The following is a 20,801-nucleotide window of genomic DNA, read 5'->3' as shown; positions in this document are numbered from 1 at the left end:
TTAGTTGAGTTTATAGATCGGGCGAATTATATTTGGTTGCTGGTCGCTATGAATCAACGATACGATATATTTTTGGGATTCCGCATCTTCTGCCTATTCATGGCGTTGAACGTCATCAATCTGAGTATTGACGTTTGTGATACAGCTATGACAGCAGTAAAAACAATCGGAATTCAGACAGGATTATCGATCAATAAAATAGAAAGTATTGGGGAGTTTCTTTTAGAGGAATGTTTCAACATTCATAAGGCTATTCCCGAACAGAATAATCCCGAAGAAGAATCCGAACTAACCGAACTCGAGCAGGATTACGACTTTACCCCCTTATTTGCCTTTGCCCCTTTGTCATCGCCCGTTCAGTATCTACTATCGGGTAATGTGCCTTTTCGGTCTGAGTTTGTTTCCGCCCATGTTCCGGAAATTCATGCTCCGCCACCTCAAGTTGTTTAAACTGACGAGTTGCAAATAACTCGTTCTCTGGCGAATTGACTGGCAGTGAGTCGGCGGTTCGTTACAATATATCGATTCTTAACCTACTATTCTGGGAATTAGTTTGCCAGCAACAATGACCTACCGTGTTGGCTGGAGCACTCATATTATCTGCTTTTTAAAGTCATGAAAAACCTACTCAAGTTACCCGCCATTTTTCTTGGTTTACTGGTCGCTGGCTGTTCGGGCGGTGAAACCAAAACTGAGGAGCCTGAAAAGCTTAAGTTACCGGTTGTTAAACTGGCAAGGCAGTCAACGACCCTGCAACGCGATTATGTAACGACCCTTGAAGCAGTTCGGAACGTCGAAATCCGCGCTCGGGTATCAGGATTTCTGGAAAAAATTTATGTTGATGAGGGTCAATCGGTTCGTCAGGGACAATTGCTTTTTAGCCTGAATGCCGCTGAATATAAGGTTGGACTGGATAAAGCAAAAGCTTCACTCAAAAGTGCAGAAGCTACCGCTAAAACCGCCGAAGTCGAGGTTGGACGGGTGAAGTTATTGGTAGAGAAAAAAGTCATTTCTGCTTCTGAACTGGAACTCGCTAAAGCAAAATTAGACGTGGCTCGCGCGCAGATCGAAGAAGCCCAATCGGCTCAATCGACGGCCGCTCTTCGGCTGGCTCACGCCAATATTCGGGCTCCCTTCGATGGTGTGATCAACCGCATCCCATTCAAAATTGGCAGCCTGATCGAAGAGGGAGCATTGCTTACCGAAGTGTCTGATATTCATGAGGTATTTGCCTATTTCGATGTATCGGAAAAAGAGTACCTCGGGTTTTTGAAACGGCGTCGGGATCTGGTCGATAAAGCAGGTCAGGAGGTTGAAATGATGCTGGCTGATGAAACGGCCTATCCTTACAAGGGACATATCGAAACGATGGAAAGTGTTTTTGAAGAAGAATCGGGTACGATTGCGTTCCGAGCGCGATTTCCGAATCCACAGAAAATGCTGAAACACGGTTCGTCAGGTAAAATTCGGTTACCGAATCTGGTGAGCGATGCGTTACTAGTACCGCAGAAGGCCGTCTTTGAAGTGCAGGATAAAAACTACGTCTACGTAGTGGATAAAACGAACAAAGTAAAAACCCGGAGTTTTGTACCTCAGGCTCGGGTCGGCTTAAACTACATTGTCCGCTCAGGTCTGGAACCTGGTGAACGAGTTGTGTACGAAGGCATCCAGAATATTCGCGACGGTGACCAGATCGTTCCCGAAGCCGTTTCCGCTGATAGCTCATCCGCTCAAAATACGCTGGCTCAACAGTAATTTATGAACTGTTTCAGGTCTCAGCTGCTCCGGCGATCCGGCTGAAACCTGGAACATGAAACCGTATTTTTCATGTTCGATTTATTTATAAAACGTCCCTTACTGTCAGCAGTTATTTCAGTGTTGATTACCCTGTTAGGGGGATTGGCATTGCTGGAATTGCCGGTTACACAGTTTCCGGATATTGTACCGCCTTCGGTGACTGTAACGGCAAAATATACAGGAGCCAACGCGGAAGTGGCGACCAAAGCAGTGGCCATGCCGCTCGAACGAGCCATCAACGGGGTACCGGGCATGGTGTACATGAACTCCGTGTCGGGGAATGACGGCAGTACGATAATTCAGGTCTTTTTTAAAGTTGGCACTGACCCCGATCTAGCAGCTATGGGCGTTCAGAACCGGGTGACCACCGTACTCGATGAATTACCGGAAGAAGTGATCAAGGCTGGGGTGTCGACGGAGAAAGAGGTAAATAGTATGCTGCTGTACCTCAACATCTTCAGTGAAGATTCAACGGTTGACGAAAAATTCATCTACAACTTTGCCGATATCAATGTTTTTGCCGAATTAAAGCGAATCGACGGTGTTGGCTTTGTGGATATCATGGGCTCTCGGGAGTATTCGATGCGGGTGTGGTTAAAGCCCGATCGGATGACTGCGTATGGTGTGTCTCCAGACGATATTGTTGCCGCGATTCGGAAGCAGAACGTCGAAGCGGCACCCGGAAAAGCGGGGGAGAGTGCCGACCGAACCCCACAAATGCTTCAATATGTACTGCGCTATAGTGGTAAATTCTTTGATCCCAAGCAATACGAAAACCTCGTTTTACGGGCAGAAACTGACGGCTCGATTCTGCGTCTGAAAGATGTGGCCGATATCGAATTTGGTTCGCTCGATTACGATATGTTGTCAAAAACGGATGGTCGGCCTTCCGCGTCGATCATGCTCAAACAACGACCTGGTTCCAATGCCCGCGATGTCATCAATGACGTGAAGGAGCTGATGGCGCAGTTGAAGAAAACGAACTTCCCGCCCGGCATGACCTACAATTTCGCGTACGACGTATCACGATTTCTGGACGCGTCGATTCACGAAGTAATCCGAACATTGATCGAGGCTTTTGTGCTGGTGTTTCTGGTCGTATTCCTGTTTTTACAAGACTGGCGATCAACGCTAATATGCGCGTTGGCAGTACCTGTAGCGCTGGTAGGTGCATTCGCGTTTATGAGTACAATTGGCTTTTCGATCAACCTGCTCACCTTGTTTGCATTGGTGCTTGCCATCGGGATTGTGGTCGATAACGCGATTGTGGTGGTCGAAGCCGTTCATGCCAAAATGCACGAAGCTCATCTGCCTCCTCGAGAAGCGACGTTTGCGGCCATGAAGGAAATCAGTGGTGCATTAATTGCCATTACCCTCGTTATGTCAGCTGTATTTATACCCGTCGCTTTCATGTCGGGGCCGGTTGGGATCTTCTACCGTCAGTTTTCACTCACACTTGCTATTGCGATTGTGATCTCCGGGGTGAATGCCGTAACACTTACGCCAGCCCTCTGCGCCTTATTATTGCGTCCGGCAAACGATCATGTTGCCACAGGTTTACTGGGACGGTTTTTTGCTGGGTTCAATCGCTCATTCGATGCGCTTACCGGACGGTATCAACGTGTGCTCAAACGAGTTGCCAGTCGGGGAGTTATTACCATTGCGATGCTGGCGCTTTTTGCTGGCGGAACCTGGGGAGTTAGTTCTATTCTGCCCAGTGGATTCATTCCGACCGAAGATCAGGGCATGATTTATGTAAATGTGACTACTCCGGTCGGTGCTACACTCAGACGTACGGAAGCCGTACTCGACAAAGTGCAGCAGATTGCTTCGAAAATGGAAGCCGTTGATAACGTGTCGACATTGGCGGGCTATAGTCTGATGAACGATGGGGTGGGGGCTTCGTATGGTATGGGCATGATTAACCTGAAAGATTGGAACAGTCGGAAGCAATCGCTGGAGGAGGTAATTGCCGAGTTGGAAGAGAAAGCAGGATCGGTACAGGATGCTAGTATTCAGTTTTTCCCTCCGCCGACCGTTCCCGGTTTTGGTAATTCCAGCGGTTTCGAACTACGAATGCTGGATAGAACTGGTTCCGGTGATCTGCAAAAGACGAAGAAAGTAACCGATGCCTTTGTAGCCGCACTGAGAAAACGACCAGAAATCGGAAACGCATTTACCAGCTTCGACCCTAGTTTTCCGCAATATTTGTTGCAGGTCGATCAGGACAAAGCCGCCCAGAAAGGGGTGTCGATTGACAATGCGATGAGTACGCTACAAACCCTGATGGGCAGTTATTACGCGTCTAATTTCATCCGGTTCGGGCAGATGTACAAAGTAATGGTACAGGCTTCGCCCGAATACCGGGCCAAACCGGAAGATGTGTTGAACCTGCGCGTTAAGAATGATGCGGGAGAGATGGTTCCTTACTCGAATTTCGTTCGGCTGGAGCGGGTGTATGGACCGGAGCAGATTACCCGGTACAATATGTACTTTTCGGCGCTCCTCAATGGCGATGCAGCCCCCGGTTATAGTAGTGGCGACGCATTGCGGGCCGTACAGGAAGTCGCGGCTAAAGAACTGCCTAAAGGGTATTCTTTTGCCTGGTCGGGGATGTCGCGGGAAGAAGTGGAGTCGGGCGATCAGGCTATTTTCATTTTCCTGATCTGTCTGGTTTTCGTGTACTTGCTGCTGGTTGCGCAATACGAAAGTTTATTCTTACCGCTGTCTGTACTCCTGTCGCTCCCTGCCGGAATTTTTGGGTCCTTTCTATGTCTGCAACTGGCTGGCTTACAGAATAATATCTATGCGCAGGTATCGTTGGTTATGCTCATTGGTCTGTTGGGTAAGAATGCTATTCTGATTGTGGAGTTTGCCAATCAGCGGCAGCAGGAAGGTGTTCCGATTGTGAAATCGGCTATTGAGGGAGCTGTCTCTCGTTTACGCCCCATTCTGATGACCTCGCTCGCGTTTATTGCTGGATTGATTCCGCTTTGTATTGCCTCGGGCGCAGGTGCCTTAGGGAACCGATCTATCGGTACCGCAGCGGCAGGAGGGATGCTGATCGGAACCGTATTTGGATTGGTGCTGGTACCTGGTCTGTACGTATTATTTGCCAAAATTGCTCAAAAATTCGGGTCAAACCAGCCTCCTTCCAGCGGAGTATCTCCCGACTCTATTTCTACTAAAACGAATGCGAATGGTGCCGTTCTTCAGGAATCTTAATTCTTCATTTTATTTACTGAGTCTGTTGCTGGGCAGTTGCCTGAGTGGTTGCCGGATTGTTCATAATCCAGCAACCACTCCGAATATGGTTGTTCCGCAGTCGTATATCGGTCAAGCCGATACCACCAGCATCGGTGGATGGAGTCATCAGAAACTCTTTACCGATCCGAATCTGGTATCGTTGATTGATACGGCGTTGATGCGTAATCTCGATCTGAAAATTGCCCTTCAACGGATTGAGATAGCCCGTGCTGGATACACCATCAGTCAGGGAGCTTTGGCACCAAGAGTGGACGCCGTTGCCACAGCTAGTGTCGATCGATATGGCCGGTATACCTTGAATGGTGTCGGTAATTTCGATACCAATCTGTCGGATAATATCTCTGGCACAAGTCTGATTCCGAACCCAACACCCGATTTTTTCCTAGGATTGCGTAGTTCGTGGGAAATCGATCTATGGGGAAAACTCCGAAATCGTCGGAAGGCAGCTTATACACGGATGCTGGCTTCGCAGGAAGGGCGTAATTTGATTATTACTTCGATTACGGCAGATGTTGCCCGGATGTATTACTCCCTGTTGGCTTTAGATGCCGAGCTGGAAATCATTGGCGATAACGTTGAACTCCAACAGAAAGCCCTTGAATTGGTGGAGGTTCAGAAAGCTGCGGGACGAGTTACAGAATTAGCCGTCCAACAATTTAGAGCGCAATTGTTGAATACCAGTGCGTTGGAAGGACGAGTGAAACAGGAAATCGTTGAAATCGAAAATAAGCTGAATGCCTTATTAGGTCGATATCCGCAGGCAATTGCGCGAGGTGCGTCGATTGAAAAGCAATCCTTGCCGACTGGTATCTCGGCTGGTTTACCAACGCAGTTAGTACGACGTCGGCCGGATATTCGTCAGGCGGAGCGAGAACTGGAAGCGGCAAATCTGGATGTCGCTGTGGCGCAAGCGGAATTTCTGCCGTCTCTGAATCTTACGCCCTACGTTGGATTTAATGCGTTTCGGACGGGCGTTTTGCTAAATCCGCAATCACTGGCTTTGGGTGTATTTGGCGGATTGGCCGCACCAATCATCAACCGTCGGCAGCTAAAAGGTAATCTGGCTGGTACCACAGCCCAAAGCCGCGAAGCGTATTTTGCATACCAACGAGCTATTCTAACTGGTGTTTCGGAAGTAGTGAGTAGCCTGAAAGGACTGGAAAATTACCGGAATGTAGCCAATCTCCAACGTCAGGAAGTTGCTGTGTTGCGACAGGCAACCAGTACGTCGAATGAACTATTTGCTAATGGTTATGCAACCTATCTGGAAGTAATTACTGCCCAACGCAACGTTTTTGAAGCTCAACTTTCGCTCATCAATACCAAACGATCGCAGTTTCTAGCCTTAGTCGATTTGTACAGGGCATTAGGGGGAGGAGCAAATTGAAGTGATGAGTGATGAACGATAAGTAATGAGTTTGCTGACGCCCTCCATTCATCATTTATCGTTCATCACTCATCACTCATCACTTCAACTTTTCCACCGCTTTTTTTGCGATTTCGAACTGGCGTTTCTTTTGGAGTACCGTTGGGGCTGCCACCCGCTCACGACAATCGAAAATATCGCACCGCTCGCAGGTTTGATTGACAATTCGGAAGGGAATTTCGGTTAAAGTGGTGATGGCATTCGGAGGAGCCAGAAACTTCATTTTACTTTTCAATGTGTCGTTGACCCGAAAACACATCGAAACGCTCATATTTTGACTGAACTGTGGCTGAAACGGATGAGCCACTGAAATAATCAGATACTGAAGTCCTGAATCGGCATACTCCGACAGTTGCGCCCGACAAAGTGTTTCATCAACGCCTTTGTTTTGTTGTAAAAATTGAAGTTCCTGCAAAATCGTCCAAGCAATCCAGCGTCGACAGAAGTGCTCATCCACAATGCCACGTGGGCCTTGTTGCCGGGATAAATGCATTTCTTTGGTAAGCTGAAAAGTCGCCTGACCAGGTATGTGATTGAACCGATAAAAGAATAATTGATCAATCCCGAACTGACTGGGAAGTACATTACTCAATCGGTAAAAAAAGCGTTCGGGCGTCGAGCCAAAATGGTCGATCAATTGGAGGAAGTCGTCGTTGCTCCAGGTATCCCGGTCGAAAAGCTGGCTCAGTTTAGCGACAAGCACATCGCGACGAATCAGAATTGCTCCGGCAAAATACGACGCTTTGTAATTGTTCAATATCTGCTCGAAGGAATCGGCTTCTACCCAGGAATACGTATAGGGCCGGTTTTTGAGTTGCATGTACTGAAAACCAACTTCCCGGGCCAGAATAAATACGCGCTGCTCAACAGATAGGCCCGCGTTTAGGTGCAACGTTTGTTGTTCCGGGCGAAAAACGGATCGTAACGAAACTAATTCAGGGTGCGTGAGCGGATCAAACGGCTCAATCCGAACATCGTAGCGTGTTTTCAGTAGATTGGTTAGCAGCGCTTCATCGACTGATTGGCCGGAAACGGGCGCAAATTCAGCCAGAAAATTGTCGGCTTCCGATTCGATGTCCGGGAAATAATTATCATGCATCTCCTGATACGACCGCAACATCGTCAGATACAGCCGCTCGACGCTCATGTTATAGCTTAAGGCAATATCCATGAATGTTCGAATCATCGCGCTGACTTTGGCCGGAGTTTCAGCCAGTAATTCGAGCAGGTCGGAAGGATCAATTCCGAACAGTTCGAGAGGAATCTCGGTCAGGAACTTAGAGCGCAGTAAGTCGGAAATAGGCTCTAACTTCTTACTCAGCTTGAGTGATACCAGCGAATCATAATCGACCTGCATAGCATTGGCCAGGGCCGAAATCTTATCCGCTTTTGGGTATTTACGTCCCTTCTCAATTTCTGTTACATACGAAATGGACAAGCCGGATTTATGTGCCAAATCGCTGACCGACATTCCTTTGTCGATTCGTAACTGGCGCAGTTTGAGGCCAAATAACAGACGAATATGATCGGCGGGGAGATTCAACGGAGCGAATTTAGGTTAAGGAAGCGCAGTGCCTGATTGATTGACCAGCAGTGGATTAAGGTTCCAGTGACGACTTGGATCATACTGCAAACAGCCATGTTCAACAACCAGCGAACTATCAATATTGTTGTGATACAGTTGCCCCGTTCCTAAACCCTGTGGTAGTAAATTTTTGAACTGCGCGGTGTATTGCGCAATGGCGTTGAGGCCGATGTTCGATTCAAGTGCCGATGTTATCCACCAGCCAATGTTAAATCGCCCAGCCAGCTCGATCCATTCATCGCAATGACGCAAACCACCCAACAGTGTTGGCTTAAGGATGATATACTGAGGCTGAATTTTTTTCAATAGCCTGAACTTGTGAACATATTCCATTTGCCCGATCAGTTCTTCATCAAGAGCAATCGCTAGGGGAGTGCTCCGGCAAAGATCGGCTAATAAATCAACCTGACCGGCACGAATGGGCTGCTCAATAGAATGTAGCTGATAGGAAGCCAGGCGTTCCAGCTTTTTCATGGCTTCATCAGGATGAAAAGCACCGTTGGCATCCACTCGAATTGTGAGTTGATCAGCCGTAAATCGTTCCCGAAGCATGGCCAACAGGTCGCACTCCTGTTCAAAATCCACTGCACCGATTTTAAGCTTCAACGTGGTGTAGCCAGCCTGTAATTTTTCTTCAATCTGCTGCCGCATGAACGTTGGATTTCCCATCCAGATGAGCCCATTAATTGGAATAGCGCGTTGTCCAGCCGTAAAATCAGAGGAATGAATCAGGCGTTGACCACCCGACAGAAAATCGAGCATCGCCGTTTCAAAGCCAAATAAAATGCTCGGAAATTGCGGGCTGATGAGCTGGTTCAGAACAATCGGAACGTTCCAGCTAAACAATTGAAGATCTAGTGAATTAAACTCCTGACAAAACTGGGTTAACCGCTGACTAAAATCCGGCCGGTCATCGAGGCTCAGGCCTACTAAAGGTCCGCATTCACCATAACCGACAATGGATGGATCTGTGTCGTCGAAGAGCCGGATAAAGTACGATGTTTTTTGGGTGAGTGTGCCGCGCGACGTTCCCGCTTCGAAGCGAAAATGCAACGTATAGGGTATGAAGTCGGCTTTTAAACTCATTGCAAAGGAAGGGGGCAGGAATTAAACCAGCCTTAAAAGTACTACTTTTGATCGCTCAGAAAGGCAATATTACGAAAATATTAATGGAACGTTGGGTCATTAAATGGTTACTCTTACCGCTGAGTGGACTCTATGGATTAGTCGTGGAAATTCGTAATTGGTTATTTGATAAGCACTTATTAAAATCAACGAAGTCCCCAGTTTATTCTATCTGCGTAGGTAATTTAACTGTAGGCGGAACAGGAAAAACGCCAATGGTGGAATTTTTGATTAAACGGTCTCTGGTAACCCAATTAAACCCGTTCGGCACAATTGCGACCGTAAGCCGTGGGTATGGCCGCCAGACAACTGGCTTTCGCGTGGCAACCCCAGCTGATACAGCCGATACCATTGGCGACGAACCCCTTCAGATATATCGCAAATTTGGTCAGCACATTCGGGTTTGTGTGGGCGAACGCCGGGTCGAAGCGATTCAATCATTGGTAGCACTGCATCCGGAAACGGATTTGGTTTTGCTCGATGATGCGTTTCAGCATCGAGCTATTCAACCTCATCTTTCCATCTTATTAATGGATTATAATCGACCCATCTATGACGATTTTCCATTTCCGGCCGGGCGTTTGCGCGAACGTCGTAAAGGAGCCCGACGGGCCGATGTAATTGTCGTGACCAAATGCCCCATGAATTTGTGGGACACTGAACAGCAACGGATTACTGCACGAATTCGCCCATACACGATCGCTCAGACGCCTATTTTATTTGCCGGTCTTTCGTATGGTGATCCAGTTTCGTTTGCTACGCACCAGGTCACGACTACTCTAAAAGCAGTAGTTTTGGTGTCGGGATTGGCTAATGCTGATCCGCTGGAATATCATGTTCGGCAGACTTTTGAGTTGATTAACCATAAGCGCTTTGTCGATCATTATGCATATACCCGCGCTGATCTCGAATCAATGATGGCTGGCCTACCTCCTGATACGGCTCTATTGACTACGGAAAAAGACTGGGTAAAACTTGATGAGTTACTTAGTCCAGACGAACGGACTATCTGGCCGCTTTATTATCTGCCGGTTGCGGTTCAGTTTTTGTCCGATCAGGAAGCGGAATTTATGGAATTACTTTCCGCAAATCGGCTTAAAAATCGTTAAGAGTACTTAGTGTATTTCGGCTATCTGACGTTTTGGCGTACTTTTGACCTAATGAATCGGAGTTTTCTTCTTTTAATCTTTCTACTTAGTCTGACAGGCAGCAGTTTGGCCCAGCAATTTCCTGGTGGTGTGCCATCGGGTTTTGGCGGTCGACAGGCCATGCCTACCTCAACGACCGGCGTTAATGGGATCGATGACTCGACAAAAGTAATCTATGGCCCCAAATCGACTCGGTACGTGCTGGAGGACGATATTTTTAATAACCGTGAAAAGCTCTACACGATGGATACAACGATGGACGAAAGCCATCGGTATACCTACGTGCAGCGAAGTCAGAATTTATACCAGGATCTGGGTACGCTGGGAACACCTATTCGGCCAATTTTTCTACCAGTGCCACAGCAGTTAGGCGCCCAGTCGGGCTATTATGTATTTGACCCGTATGCGTATCAAACGATGGGGGTAAAATATTTTAATACGAAGTCGCCGTTTACTGATATGTACCTGACTCTCGGCGGCAATAATCAGAATATCCTGCGTTTTGATATGGCCCAGAACATTACCCAGCGCTGGAATATCGGATTTAACGTGCAACGGTTTACATCCCAGAAACAGTTTGGTACGAGTGGTAATAATGATCCCTTTAAGTTGCTGGCGCAGAACTGGGCTTTTCTATTACATACCAACTACCGGTCAAAAAACGATAAATACATTCTGCTGGCTCATTTTAACAACATGAACCACAGCCTCGATGAGCAGGGGGGCGTGTTGCCAGGGCAAAATGCAGATGGGTCAGTCATCGTGTATAACTACGAAGGTAATGCCCGCCTACGCAGTGCCAATAACCTCGTTACCAGTTCACAGGTGCAGGGACCGCATGGGTGGGAAATTCGCAACGACTGGCATGCTTATCATCAATATGTATTGGATAAAGGATTTCAAGTGTATCACCGATTCGATTATCAGACCCATAAGAATTTCTATCAGGATGATACCCTGCGTTTGAATCAAAACGACTCGCTATTGGCAGCTTCGAATGCCATTCGACGGTTTTATCCTGTCATTATCGGCGATACGTCCCGCCTTTTTCAGAAAGCTCGATTTCGGTTACTGGAAAATCAAATAGGCATCAAAGGGATTGCGCAGTATAAAGGCGCTTCGTTCAATTATCGGGCTTATCTACGTGTTCGGAATTACAAACAGACGACATTATATAACACCTATCGGACTGCGTTTAATGAATACGGAACCTCACAACTTGAAACGTTTCTGGGTGGCTGGCTAGGCTATTATTTCCCCGATAGCTTATCTCGATTAACGGCTGAGACAGAATTCGGGAGCGGCAGAAAAGGAAGTTTTCGACTGTCTGGAAAGTTTGAAAGTAAATTCCTAACGGCTGGTGGTGAGTACATAAAAGTTGAGCCGACACTCTTACAAAGTCGATTTCAGAGTAAGGTATATAACTGGCCGGATGCATCAGCCGGATTGCCCCCGCTCGTCAATCGCGATTATTGGCATGCCTACGGGAAAGTAAACATTCGGTATGGAAAGCTGGCGATTGAGCCTAGTCTCGACTATTATTTGCTAAAAAATTACGTCTATTTTGATACGGACGGCTTTGTTCGACAGGAATCGTCGCCGATCAGTATGCTACGGCCCGGATTAGGGTATCACCTTCAATTTGGTAAGTTTTTAGTATCTGGGCTGGCGTATTACACCGTTAAAGATGGGCCAGATGTTATTCGAATTCCACCGTTGTTTATTAATACTCGAATTCAGTACGAATTTCTGTATTCCAAAGTATTGTATATCCAGACTGGAATTGATTTGCATTACAAGTCACAGTACTACGCCGATGCGTATATGCCGCTCACCCAGCAGTTCCACCTTCAGAACCTGACCAATAATATAGAAGGGTATGTGTTGGCTGATTTGTATGCTAATCTGCGTGTGAATCGAACCCGGCTTTTTGTGAAGCTTACGCATGCAAACCAAGGTCTTACTCAGGGACCTGGCTATTTTGTCGCGCCTGATTTCCTGCAAATGCGTCGAGGATTTGCCTTCGGATTCGACTGGTATTTGTTTGACTGATAAGCTCACCGTTTGTTGTCAGAATGAAGGGTATTTTTGTCTCTAATTTGCTTTTAATGCTATATTCAGGTTATTTGTCTGGCCAAAACCGATAAATCGTAGTTTTCTTCATGGATTCTTTTCAAATTCAAAAAGCACCTGTCCAGTATGATGTCGCTATAGTTGGCTCTGGTGCGGGTGGAGGCATGGCGGCTTACACGCTGGCAAAAGCTGGCGCTAAAGTCGTGCTGCTGGAAGCAGGGGGCTATTTCGACCCCGCTGACCCTAAATATATTACTCAACTAAAATGGCCCTGGGAATCGCCCCGTCGTGGTGCTGGTACCACCCGCGCTTTCGGTGATTTTGATGCTGCCTGGGGTGGATGGGACATTGAAGGAGAACCGTATACGAACGTAAGAGGGTCTGACTTCCAATGGTTTCGCTCTCGGATGCTCGGCGGACGTACAAACCACTGGGGGCGGATTTCGCTCCGTTTTGCTCCGGACGATTTCCGACGGAAAAGTATGACGGGAGTCGGTGAAGACTGGCCTATCGGTTACGACGATATTAAGCCTTTTTACGATCGGGTAGATAAATTGATCGGGGTGTTTGGTTCTGTAGAGAATATGCCATCTGAACCGGATGGTATCTTTCTGCCACCGCCAAAGCCACGACTGCATGAATTGATGATTCGGAAAGGAGCCCGTAGCATTGGTATCCCAGTGATTCCGTCTCGTTTGTCGATTCTGACCAAACCGATCAATAATGAACGTGGACAATGTTTTTACTGTAGCCAGTGCGGCCGGGCTTGTCAGGCGTATGCCGATTTCTCGTCTTCGTCGGTGTTGGTAAAACCAGCCATGAAAACTGGAAACGTTACGCTGATCAACGGCGCCATGGTACGCGAAGTCCTGACCGATCCAACAACTGGATTGGCTACCGGAGTGAGCTACGTCGATACACAAAGCTTACAGGAAATTACAGTTAAGGCGAAAACGGTCGTATTGGCAGCTAGTGCTGGTGAAACAGCCCGATTGCTGCTTAATTCGAAATCGAGCCGGTTCCCGACAGGTTTAGCTAACAGCAGTGGTGTTGTCGGAAAATACATAAACGACTCAACAGGTGCGTCACGGTCTGCGTTTGTTCCTGCGTTGATGGATCGCAAGCGCTATAATGAAGATGGCGTTGGCGGTATGCACGTCTTTACCCCCTGGTGGCTCGATAACAAGAAATTAGATTTTCCCCGTGGATACCACATCGAATATTGGGGTGGTATGGGAATGCCTGCTTACGGTTTCGGTTGGGGTATCGAAGCCATGAACGGTATGATTGCCGCTCGTGATGGGAAAATGAAACCCGGTGGTGGTTATGGCGCAAGTTTGAAAGACGATTACCGACGATTCTACGGGGCCTACATCGGTATGGCGGGTCGCGGTGAGCCGGTTCCTCTCGAAAGTAACTACTGCGAAATCGATCCAAGCGTAGTCGATAAATACGGTATTCCGGTTTTACGATTCAACTACAAATGGTCGGATTACGAAATCAAGCAGGCGAAACATATGCAGGATACCTTCGAAGAAATCATTCACTCGATGGGTGGTATTGCCTTAGGAGCTAAACCTGATGCATCGAACAACTACGGTTTGGCGGCTCCTGGCCTGATTATTCACGAGGTCGGTACGGCCCGTATGGGTAAAGATCCTAAAAACTCGGTGCTGAATGGCTATCAACAGGCCCACGATGTGAAAAACCTGTTTGTAGTGGATGCAGCTCCTTTCCCATCACAAGGAGATAAAAACGTAACCTGGACGATTCTGGCATCGTCCATGCGGACAAGCGAATATTTAGTTGATCAGGTTAAAAAGAAAAACATCTAAACCTCTGTGTGTCGTACGATACACAAAGCCTTTATAACTATGAAACGCAGAGATTCCCTAAAAGCACTTTCCCTAACTGGTTTTGGCCTGGCCGTTACTCCAGTCGAGGCTGCTGTTCCAGCTCCACCCGATACGAAACCCTTGAAAATCCCGGGGGGGCGGCAGAAGTTTGAAGCGGAGCGCGATGCTAAGCTTAATGCTGAAAAATTCTTTACGCCCCATGAATTGCAGACCGTTACCGTGCTGTCGGATATTATTATTCCAGCCGATGAACGGTCAGGAAGTGCATCACAGGCGGGGGTTCCGGCTTTCATCGAGTTTATGATGAAAGATCAGCCTCGCAACCAGACACCCATGCGTGGAGGCATCAAATGGCTTGACAATACCTGTGTAAAACGCTATGGCAAACAGTTTGTCCTTTGCACCAAAGCGCAACAGCTCGAACTGGTTGATCAGATTGCCTACCCAGGTAAAGTGAAGCCAGAATTGTCGCAAGGGGCTTCGTTCTTCTCTATGATGCGAAATATGACAGCTAGTGGTTTTTACACCAGTCAGATGGGTATTAAAGACCTCGGCTATGTCGGTAATGTTCCGAACCAATGGGATGGCGTACCTGAAGATGTTCTGAAACAGTACGGCCTGGCCTACGAAGATCGGGAAATAGAACAGTGGAAAAAATAAACTTTTTGTCATCCTGACGCCAGGATGACAAAATCCCCCACAACCAAACAAACAGGTTGTGGGGGATTTTTATTTTTAGTTTGGTAAACAAGCTAGTTATCCTATGGCGGTTTTGGTGATTGTTATCCAGTTCAATTTCTTAAAAATAAATTAAACGTAGTATACGGTTGAGTAGTAGCGCATTAGTCTAAGTTACCAACTTTTTCCGGCAACCATACGCTCATTTCTGCTTTAAACTTCGTACTTTTACATCCCGTAACGACCAAAACACGTTAAAGACATGGCGGCTACGGGACCCAAATCCGCGAAATACATTTTTGTTACAGGCGGGGTAACTTCATCACTTGGCAAGGGTATTATTGCCTCTTCACTGGCCAAACTTCTTCAGGCCCGGGGACTTACGGTAACAATTCAAAAATTCGATCCGTATATCAATATTGACCCGGGTACACTCAATCCATACGAGCATGGCGAATGCTACGTCACCGACGATGGCGCTGAAACCGACCTCGATTTAGGTCACTACGAGCGGTTCCTGAATCGACCGACTTCACAGGCAAACAACATCACCACGGGCCGCATCTATAACAATGTGATCACTCGCGAACGTCGAGGTGACTTCCTGGGAAAAACTGTTCAGGTCGTTCCTCACATCACGGATGAAATTAAGCGAAATATCCGGTTGTTGGGCGAAACCGGCGAGTATGATATCGTGATTACCGAAATCGGCGGTTGCGTGGGCGATATTGAATCGTTGCCGTTCGTGGAAGCGGTTCGGCAATTGAAATTTGAATTGGGTGAACACGATACACTCGTTATTCACCTGACCTTAATTCCATACCTGCAATCGGCGGGCGAGTTAAAAACCAAGCCGACACAACACTCTGTTCGAATGTTGCTGGAGAATGGTGTTCAGCCTGATATTATCGTCTGCCGAACCGAACATCCGCTGCCGCAGGAAATTCGCCGGAAAATTGCGCTCTTCTGTAATGTGCAGGTCAGTTCAGTCATCGAAGCCATCGACGCCGAGACGATTTATGATGTACCACTTCTCATGCAGAAAGAACGGCTGGATCAGCGGGCGTTGTACATGATGGACCTCTACAACGACAAAGATGCGGATCTGGATGCCTGGAAAAACTTCCTGGCTCGGCTTAAAAATCCGGGCGATGTAATTCGGATTGGCCTGGTTGGTAAATACGTCGAATTGCACGATGCTTACAAATCGATTGCTGAATCGTTTATTCATGCAGGCGCTTCTAATGAATGTAAGGTACAATTGGAGTGGATTCAGTCCGAAACGTTAGTTGATGCACATCATTGCGCCGATGTACTTAGTCAATTAGATGGCGTTTTAGTGGCGCCGGGTTTTGGCGAACGGGGTATTGAAGGGAAAATTAATGCGGTACGTTTCGTTCGTGAACATGGTATTCCGTTTCTGGGAATTTGCTTAGGTATGCAGATGGCTGTAATCGAGTACGCCCGACACGTAATGGGAATTGACGATGCTCATTCAACCGAAATGGAGCCACATACGGCTAATCCGGTTATCAGCATGATGGAGGAACAGAAAAATGTTACCGATAAAGGAGGTACCATGCGTCTCGGTGCGTATAACTGTAAACTCAAACGAGATTCGCTGGCACACCGTATCTATGGTAAAACGCAAATCAGTGAACGCCACCGGCATCGGTATGAATTCAATAATGACTACTTAGAGGCTTTTGAAAAAGCTGGCTTCCGTCCAACCGGAATCAATCCGGAAACAGGACTGGTTGAAATTGTTGAATTGTCGCAGGAAACACATCCATGGTTCGTGGGGGTACAGTTTCACCCTGAGCTGAAAAGCACGGTAATGAATCCCCACCCGCTTTTTGTTCAGTTTGTTAAGGCTGCACTCGTATACAACCAACAAAAGAAAGCCGCACCAGCCACTCCATCCGATCTGGAAGCCGCCCGTGTAGAAACTGCCGACGTGGTTGATTAACCGCCCGAATTACCGTAATTTTGAGGAAAAATAGTTTGACATCTGAAGTATGACGTTTGATGTTAACTGATACAATAGCTATAAATGTGTTAGTTAACATCAAACGCCATACTTCAGACATCAAACTTCAACCTAAGTAAATGGATCGTAATCAACTAATTGGCATTGTCCTGATTCTGGCGATGCTGGTCGGTTACCAGCTGCTGGTGCCGAAACCCGCGCCCGAAAAGAAGCCGGAACAAATAACTCAAACCACGAAACCGAAATCGGCTTCTGGCGCTGAAGCTGCAATTAATAAAGCTGAACAACCCTTGGATTCGGCCGCTGCCCGAGCTCAATTTGGCGAATTTGCATCGGCAGCAACCGGAGTAGCCCGCGACATCGTTGTTGAAAATAAGGACCTCAAAGTTACCTTTAGCACGCTGGGCGGTCGAGTAAAAGAAGTAATTCTGAAAAACTACAAGACCTATGACCAGAAACCGCTGGTATTGATTGATGAACAAACCAGTCGGACCATTCTGGAATTACCGACCAGTCAGGGGAAAGTCAATCTGCATCAACTATATTATCAGACAGCTGCTCAGAACGGCACTGTAGCTGGCCAATCTCAACAAATCTCGTTTCGGGCAGAAGTAGCGCCGGGCCAATCGGTTGAGCAGGTGTACACCTTGCCTGCTGAGGGATATGCCCTCGATTATGACCTGAAGTTGAATGGTCTGAGCAATTCGGTCGGGAATGGCGACATTCGGTTTTACTGGGAAGACAAGATGCGCCAGTACGAAAACGACATGTCGAACAATCGCCGGGCCGCTACTATCAATTACCTGACTGCCGATGAAAACTTCGAGAACTTAACCGAGGGAGAAAGCAATCAGGAAGCGGTTCTGGAAGAGCCTGTTCAGTGGTTCACTATTAAGCACAAGTACTTTCTGTCTGGATTTATCGACAAAAATGCGCCAATGCCAAAGGCGACGTTCAAAACGCTGGTTGATCCTACTGATTCCAGCGTGGTGAAAACGGCTATTGCTGACGTAATGCTACCGATTGCCGATGTAAAAAGCGGAAAAGGTCAGTACAAACTCTTCTACGGTCCGAATAAATTTAAGTTACTCGGCGATGTAGCACCAGAATTCGATCGGAATGTTTATTTGGGCTATTCTATCTTAAAGCCGGTAAACAAGTACTTTTTTGTGCCAGTATTTAATTTGTTGGAGGGCTTCATTTCCAACTACGGTTTGCTGATTATTGCACTGGTGGTGTTCGTGAAGTTGATTCTAACACCGTTAACCTACCGATCCTACATCAGTATGGCGAAAATGCGGGTATTGCAGCCAGAACTGAATGAGATGAAGGAGAAAGTAGGGGATGACATGGCGAAGCAACAGGCCGAGCAGATGAAACTCTATCAGGAAGTAGGCGTGAGCCCGCTGAGCGGTTGTGTGCCTGTGTTGGCAACAATGCCGATCCTGTTTGCGTTGTTCATGCTCTTCCCGAACCTTATTGAGTTGCGGCAGAAACCGTTTTTGTGGGCGGGTGATTTGTCTACGTATGACGCGATTATTACGTTTCCAACGCTTCCCTTCATTGGTAGCCACCTGAGCCTGTTTACGATTTTGATGACGGCATCGCAAATTGCGTATGCGTACTACAATAACCAGACAACGCCAACGCAGCCAGGACCGGTGAATATGAAAGCACTTAGCTACGTATTCCCGTTGATGTTTATGTTTGTCATGAATTCATACCCGGCTGGTCTGACGTTCTACTATCTGGTGTCAAACGTGGTGACGATTGCTCAGCAGCAACTCATTCGCCGGTTTGTGGATGAAGATAAAATTAAAGCGGTGCTGGACGAAAATCGCCGGAAAAATGCATCTGGGCAGGGTAAGAAACCCGGTGGTTTTCAGGCATTATTACAACGTCAGCTAGCGGCTGCTGAGGAAGCTCGCAAACAGGCTGAAGAAGCGCAACGTAAAGCGAAGTCTAAAAAATAAGCAGCCATTGGTCGTTCTCGTACATGTAGTTAAGAGGCTCGGCTATCAGCAACAAAAGCAACGCCTTCGCGTTGCTTTTGTGCATTACCCTGAAAAAACATGGCCATGAAATTAGGTTGGGTTAACTCAGTATTTGTTGGTTTGCTAGGGTTTCTGGTGCTGCAATCAGCCAAGGCTCAGGTATCATCTGGAGCGCAGAAACGATATAACGAAGCCGTAAAACGTGTACTGGCTGGTGACTTCGAACGGGCGAAGACAGAATTGAATCCGATTATTCAGCAGGGCGGATCGCTGGCTCCGTATGCGAACTACTATTATGCTTTGGCTGCCTTCCGGCAGAAAAATTTTACCCAGTCTCGGCAGATGCTCCGGCAGCTAGTCGAAGTATTTCCAAATTGGCAGAAAATGAGCGACGCCAATTACTTACTGGCGGCTGCATCGATGGAGAGTGGACAATACGAAGAAGCTCTAAAAGCGATTCAGGATATTAATGATGCTGCCTTCCGAAACGATATTACGAAACTCGAGCAGGTATTTATTCCCCGGATTACCGATTTGAATCGCCTGAAACAGTTGAATAAAGACTATCCTAGCGATCGCATTATTGGTCTTAGTTTAATTGATCTAATTCAGCGAACGGCTACTGACAAAGATGATCTGGAATTGTCGGATCGACTAACTAATCGATTTGGTGTGCCCGGTGTGATTGCTACACAACCTACGGCGATGACCACAGCTGAGACATCGACAAATCGCCCAGCGACGCCTGCCCGGAACACGCGCCCAAAAGGGTACTATAATATTGCGGTTATGTTTCCGTTTCGACTGAATGACTTTCAGGCTGATAAGAAAACACGGTCAAATCAGTACGTTTTTGATTTGTACGATGGGATCAAAATGGCAAAAGCCAAATTGCAGGAAGAAGGCATAACGGTTAATCTGTTCGCGTATGACCTGGATAACGACGCGAATAAAGCACTCGAGTTAGTCAATAGCCATGCGTTTGCGCAAACGGATTTGATTATCGGACCACTTTATATCGAACCCAACCGGATTGCCTCGGCCTATGCCAATCAGGCAAATATTGCACTCCTAAATCCAATTGCGACCAGTAGTGAATTAGTTACCAATCAACCCTTTTCTTTTTTAGCACAACCGTCGCTCAATCAGCAGGCTCACAAGCTGGCGGATCAGGCTCGTAGCCTGAATTGGGCTCGTCGGGCCGCCGTATATTTTGGCTCGTCCCGACGGGATTCGTTGTTGGCAATGGCTTATTTAGCCGAACTCAAACAGCAGAACTATCAGGTTGTTGACGTCCGAAAACTGAGTGGTACAGCCCAGGCAATGGCCGAGGCCATGCAACTTCCCGGTGTTCCTCCCGCTACAACCCGTCCGGTTTCTACCACACAGGCACCTGCCATTACTCTGGGCCATGTTTTCTATGCGAGTAGTAATGCCGAAGAAGGGAGTCGGATGCTCGACGCGCTCAATCGTCGTCGGGTGAGTGCGCCCATGCTGGCTACGGCATCAGCGTTTGATTTTTACCAAACACCGGGATCAACTTTTGCACGTCGTGAGCTTTACTTGCTGTATCCCGATTTTATTGATGCGACTCGTGAACCTGTCGTTAGTTTTCAGGAGCAGTACGTGGCTAAACGGAACACAATTCCATCCGTATTTGCGAGCGAAGGGTATGATATGATGCTGTTTTTCGGTCGTCAACTGGCAAAAAACAATTTATCGGGACGAAACCGGAGTGCTCTGCGTTCCGATACCGATGATTACCTGTTATCTGGATTCGACTATACGCAAACCAATGAAAATCAGATCGTCCCCATTGTTAAGTACGATGAAGGAAGGTTGGTGAAAGTTAATTAACGAGC

At 47.3% G+C, this 20,801-nt stretch carries 13 protein-coding genes; 11 read left to right on the top strand and 2 right to left on the bottom strand.

Features of this window, described 5'->3' with window-relative positions:
* Positions 1 to 48: 48 nt before the first annotated feature.
* The 4 genes from ACYVE4_RS23950 (at position 49) to ACYVE4_RS23935 (ending at position 6,451) form a co-directional block, all read left to right on the top strand.
* A complete protein-coding gene (locus tag ACYVE4_RS23950) occupies positions 49 to 450 on the top strand; it encodes a hypothetical protein (RefSeq protein WP_461042784.1) in 402 nt (133 codons plus the stop codon).
* A 165-nt stretch (positions 451 to 615) separates the two neighbouring features.
* Positions 616 to 1,755, top strand: coding sequence for an efflux RND transporter periplasmic adaptor subunit (locus ACYVE4_RS23945; protein ID WP_461042783.1), 1,140 nt, complete (start codon positions 616 to 618; stop codon positions 1,753 to 1,755).
* Between the two features lie 72 nt (positions 1,756 to 1,827).
* The gene (locus tag ACYVE4_RS23940; protein WP_461042782.1) at positions 1,828 to 5,022 is read left to right on the top strand and encodes an efflux RND transporter permease subunit; all 3,195 of its coding nucleotides are present in this window, start codon (positions 1,828 to 1,830) and stop codon (positions 5,020 to 5,022) included.
* Positions 4,997 to 6,451, top strand: a complete 1,455-nt coding sequence (locus ACYVE4_RS23935) for an efflux transporter outer membrane subunit (protein WP_461042781.1) — start codon at positions 4,997 to 4,999, stop codon at positions 6,449 to 6,451. Before ACYVE4_RS23940 ends, ACYVE4_RS23935 begins: the two co-directional genes overlap by 26 nt.
* 79 nt (positions 6,452 to 6,530) lie before the next feature.
* On the opposite strand, the gene ACYVE4_RS23930 is transcribed toward ACYVE4_RS23935, so the two are convergent.
* Positions 6,531 to 8,033, bottom strand: a complete 1,503-nt coding sequence (locus ACYVE4_RS23930; RefSeq protein WP_461042780.1) for a helix-turn-helix domain-containing protein — start codon at positions 8,031 to 8,033, stop codon at positions 6,531 to 6,533.
* Between the two features lie 15 nt (positions 8,034 to 8,048).
* Positions 8,049 to 9,161 (bottom strand): o-succinylbenzoate synthase, encoded by a 1,113-nt coding sequence (locus ACYVE4_RS23925; protein WP_461042779.1) that lies wholly within the window; start codon positions 9,159 to 9,161, stop codon positions 8,049 to 8,051.
* Positions 9,162 to 9,244: 83 nt separating this feature from the next.
* Here ACYVE4_RS23925 and lpxK point away from each other — a divergent pair, with 83 nt between their 5' ends.
* The 7 genes from lpxK (at position 9,245) to ACYVE4_RS23890 (ending at position 20,796) form a co-directional block, all read left to right on the top strand.
* The gene (gene lpxK, locus ACYVE4_RS23920; RefSeq protein WP_461042778.1) at positions 9,245 to 10,309 is read left to right on the top strand and encodes a tetraacyldisaccharide 4'-kinase; all 1,065 of its coding nucleotides are present in this window, start codon (positions 9,245 to 9,247) and stop codon (positions 10,307 to 10,309) included.
* A 51-nt stretch (positions 10,310 to 10,360) separates the two neighbouring features.
* A complete protein-coding gene (locus ACYVE4_RS23915) occupies positions 10,361 to 12,400 on the top strand; it encodes a putative porin (RefSeq protein WP_461042777.1) in 2,040 nt (679 codons plus the stop codon).
* Positions 12,401 to 12,510: 110 nt separating this feature from the next.
* Entirely contained in the window at positions 12,511 to 14,256 is a 1,746-nt protein-coding gene (locus ACYVE4_RS23910) for a GMC family oxidoreductase (RefSeq protein ID WP_461042776.1), read from the top strand.
* A 39-nt stretch (positions 14,257 to 14,295) separates the two neighbouring features.
* A complete protein-coding gene (locus ACYVE4_RS23905; RefSeq protein WP_461042775.1) occupies positions 14,296 to 14,937 on the top strand; it encodes a gluconate 2-dehydrogenase subunit 3 family protein in 642 nt (213 codons plus the stop codon).
* 280 nt (positions 14,938 to 15,217) lie between these two features.
* Positions 15,218 to 16,924 carry a CTP synthase gene (locus tag ACYVE4_RS23900; RefSeq protein ID WP_461042774.1) on the top strand — a complete coding sequence of 569 codons (1,707 nt, stop codon included), beginning with the start codon at positions 15,218 to 15,220 and terminating at the stop codon, positions 16,922 to 16,924.
* 140 nt (positions 16,925 to 17,064) lie between these two features.
* On the top strand, positions 17,065 to 18,918 hold the full coding sequence (yidC, locus tag ACYVE4_RS23895; RefSeq protein ID WP_461042773.1) for a membrane protein insertase YidC: 1,854 nt from the start codon (positions 17,065 to 17,067) through the stop codon (positions 18,916 to 18,918).
* Between the two features lie 99 nt (positions 18,919 to 19,017).
* Positions 19,018 to 20,796: an ABC transporter substrate-binding protein gene (locus ACYVE4_RS23890; protein WP_461042772.1), complete on the top strand. Its 1,779-nt coding sequence runs from the start codon at positions 19,018 to 19,020 to the stop codon at positions 20,794 to 20,796.
* Positions 20,797 to 20,801: the final 5 nt, after the last annotated feature.

This window comes from Spirosoma harenae, assembly GCF_054776975.1.
The sequence above is the reverse complement of the archived record's forward strand: the minus strand, read 5'-3'. Positions and strand labels throughout refer to the sequence as shown.

Excerpts from the sequence above, each read along its gene's own strand:
- ACYVE4_RS23915 (WP_461042777.1), top strand. The coding sequence starts at position 10,361 with ATGAATCGGAGTTTTCTTCTTTTAATCTTTCTACTTAGTCTGACAGGC.
- ACYVE4_RS23940 (WP_461042782.1), top strand. The coding sequence starts at position 1,828 with ATGTTCGATTTATTTATAAAACGTCCCTTACTGTCAGCAGTTATTTCA.
- ACYVE4_RS23925 (WP_461042779.1), bottom strand. The coding sequence starts at position 9,161 with ATGAGTTTAAAAGCCGACTTCATACCCTATACGTTGCATTTTCGCTTC.
- ACYVE4_RS23950 (WP_461042784.1), top strand. The coding sequence starts at position 49 with ATGAATCAACGATACGATATATTTTTGGGATTCCGCATCTTCTGCCTA.
- ACYVE4_RS23945 (WP_461042783.1), top strand. The coding sequence starts at position 616 with ATGAAAAACCTACTCAAGTTACCCGCCATTTTTCTTGGTTTACTGGTC.
- yidC (WP_461042773.1), top strand. The coding sequence starts at position 17,065 with ATGGATCGTAATCAACTAATTGGCATTGTCCTGATTCTGGCGATGCTG.
- ACYVE4_RS23890 (WP_461042772.1), top strand. The coding sequence starts at position 19,018 with ATGGCCATGAAATTAGGTTGGGTTAACTCAGTATTTGTTGGTTTGCTA.
- ACYVE4_RS23935 (WP_461042781.1), top strand. The coding sequence starts at position 4,997 with ATGGTGCCGTTCTTCAGGAATCTTAATTCTTCATTTTATTTACTGAGT.
- lpxK (WP_461042778.1), top strand. The coding sequence starts at position 9,245 with ATGGAACGTTGGGTCATTAAATGGTTACTCTTACCGCTGAGTGGACTC.
- ACYVE4_RS23900 (WP_461042774.1), top strand. The coding sequence starts at position 15,218 with ATGGCGGCTACGGGACCCAAATCCGCGAAATACATTTTTGTTACAGGC.
- ACYVE4_RS23910 (WP_461042776.1), top strand. The coding sequence starts at position 12,511 with ATGGATTCTTTTCAAATTCAAAAAGCACCTGTCCAGTATGATGTCGCT.
- ACYVE4_RS23905 (WP_461042775.1), top strand. The coding sequence starts at position 14,296 with ATGAAACGCAGAGATTCCCTAAAAGCACTTTCCCTAACTGGTTTTGGC.